Below are 2,090 nucleotides of genomic sequence, written 5' to 3' on the forward strand. Positions count from 1 at the left end.
CGGCCGACGTCACCGTCGGCCGGGGCCCTGTAGCCGTGGGCAGCAGCCTAGGCCCTCGACTCCGCCTTCCAGTCCTGGGCGAGCAGGCCGAGCAGCACCTCGTCCAGGAACTCGCCCATCACCCAGGCCGAGGAGCGCAGCACGCCCTCACGGACGAAGCCGTTGCGCTCGGCGGAGCACAGCATCGCGGTGTTGTCCGCCAGCGTCTCGATCTGCAACCGGTGCAGGCCGCGCACGACGAAACCGTAGTGGCACAGCGCCGCGACCACATCGGTGCCGTAGCCCTTGCCGCGGGAGGACGGCAGCAGTCCCAGGCCGATGTGCGCCGACCGGTTGTGGGTGTCGATGCCCCACAGGGTCGCGGTGCCGACCAGCGTGCCGCCGTCCAGCTCCACCACGGAGAACGGGACGCTTCCGTGCTGGCTGTCGTCCACCACGAGCCGCGGGTCCTTCGAGCCGGGCGTGACCGGCCGCCACGGCCCGGCCTCGGCCCGCGAGGCGTTGACCACGTCGTCGTAGAGCTCGGCCCGCAGGATCGGGATGTCCTCCTCGTGCCGGGCCCGCAGCCCGATCTTGTTGCCTCGAAGCATGCGAGCTTCCTATCGGACCGGGTCGGCCGACGGCAAACAAATTAAGCCCATCAACGGCCGTCCGTTGTCCCGTCCGGTCCCGGCCGCGCCTCCCGCCGCGCCTGCTCGCGCAGGGCCATCCGGGCCGCGGGCGCGGGACCGTCCGGGCCCCAGTACGGATGGGCGGCGATCAGGACGGACAGCCGCTGGAGACTCCGCCGGGCGGCCGCGGTCCCGCCCGGCGCGGGATCGGTCAGCCGCCGGTACGCGTCGTACCACGCCACCTGGGCTGTCACGAGATCACGGGGGAAGGGAAACGTCGCCATGGCAGTATTAGACCGCGTGTTCGAATTGGCAGGCAAAAGCCCAGGTGGAATACTCCCGCCGTGACCTCCACCCGTCGTCCCCTCGGCACCGGCCCCCGGACATCGCAGCCGCCGGCGCCGCCCGCCGAGCCCCGCCGCCGGGTGCACGCCACCCAGGCCGATCTGGACACCGGCCCCCTGGACCAGGCCCACCTCCCCGACGTCGACGATCTCCGGGCCCGGGGCGTGCTGAGCCCTATCGCAAGACCGTCAGCCATCGGCGCCCTGGCATTCACGGCCGTCACCCTGACCACGGCGGCAGTCGCGATGAACTCCTCGGGTGGCACCGGCGAGGAGGGCTCGTCTGTCGTGCACTTCGGCGCTGACGACACGGGCCGGGAATGGCACAGCGACGTGCTCGATGCCTCCATCCCGGGGAACAACGACCCGGCGAACTTCGCCCCTGCGGGCGCCCTGCCCTAGCCGTGCCCCGGCGGTGGACGGCTGCCGGGTCCAGGGACGGGTCCGGCCCGGTGCTCACCGCACCGGGCCGGACTGTTTCTTCGACGACTTGGCCGAGCTGCTACGCGGGGGGCCAGCCCCCGGCCCCGCCGGGCGCGCGGTCGGCGCGGGGAGGTGGTCCTCGCGGCGCTCCACCCGCCGCTCGAAGCCGTCCCGGTAGCGTCGGGCGGGCCTGCGCCACCACGGGGTGCGCGGCGTGGAGGAGAACGATCCCGCGGGGGAGGGCCGGTCGAGGGCGGCGGCCACGCGGTTCAGCAGCCGGTCCCCGAACGCGAACAGGCGTGCTTGCACTCTGGGCATGGTGGCCTTCCCTGGTCAAGGCCGCAGGCGGCGCGGACGTACTTTTCCGACCTCATACGGTCCGCCGTGATCGCCCCGGGTGTCCACCAGGTGTGTCTGGACCTGGAGGTTGTAGTTGTACGTACCGCCGCCCGGGCAGCGGACCGACCAGATGGTGTCGTTGACCGTGCGCGGGGAGTAGACGAACTTGGAATTCGTCCAGCGGGTGTAGGAGCGCGGCCCCGACCACGAGGAGCGCAGGAATTTCCCCCGCATCAGGCCCGCTTGCTGAAGGCGGCGCGGGAGGAGGGGGTGTTCGAGCCTGTCTCCCAGAGGCTGGGGTGATCCGGAGCGTGCCGGTGGCCGCCACCACGGGCGACGTGGAGCACTCGTGCTGCGCCGCGGAGGTTCCGCC

Annotated in this window: 5 protein-coding genes; 1 reads left to right on the plus strand and 4 read right to left on the minus strand. The window is 72.3% G+C overall.

The genetic code is table 11. The annotated features are described in order from the left end of the window. Positions 1-47 precede the first annotated feature (47 nt). Together ACFWA7_RS39925 and ACFWA7_RS39930 are read right to left on the minus strand one after the other, a co-directional pair. On the minus strand, positions 48-590 hold the full coding sequence (locus ACFWA7_RS39925) for a GNAT family N-acetyltransferase (RefSeq protein WP_385828077.1): 543 nt from the start codon (positions 588-590) through the stop codon (positions 48-50). Positions 591-640: 50 nt separating this feature from the next. Next, positions 641-895 (minus strand): hypothetical protein, encoded by a 255-nt coding sequence (locus tag ACFWA7_RS39930; protein ID WP_385548956.1) that lies wholly within the window; start codon positions 893-895, stop codon positions 641-643. Between the two features lie 60 nt (positions 896-955). Between ACFWA7_RS39930 and ACFWA7_RS39935 the strand changes: the two genes are divergently transcribed. Next, on the plus strand, positions 956-1,357 hold the full coding sequence (locus ACFWA7_RS39935) for a hypothetical protein (RefSeq protein WP_385828079.1): 402 nt from the start codon (positions 956-958) through the stop codon (positions 1,355-1,357). A gap of 54 nt (positions 1,358-1,411) precedes the next feature. Here ACFWA7_RS39935 and ACFWA7_RS39940 read toward each other — a convergent pair whose 3' ends face one another. Beyond that, on the minus strand, positions 1,412-1,696 hold the full coding sequence (locus ACFWA7_RS39940; RefSeq protein ID WP_385828081.1) for a hypothetical protein: 285 nt from the start codon (positions 1,694-1,696) through the stop codon (positions 1,412-1,414). A 15-nt stretch (positions 1,697-1,711) separates the two neighbouring features. Next, complete coding sequence (locus ACFWA7_RS39945; RefSeq protein ID WP_385828083.1) at positions 1,712-1,951, minus strand: hypothetical protein; 240 nt, start codon at positions 1,949-1,951, stop codon at positions 1,712-1,714. Positions 1,952-2,090: the final 139 nt, after the last annotated feature.

It is taken from the genome of Streptomyces sp. NPDC059994 (assembly GCF_042737755.1).
In the GTDB taxonomy this organism is placed as follows: Bacteria; Actinomycetota; Actinomycetes; order Streptomycetales; family Streptomycetaceae; genus Streptomyces.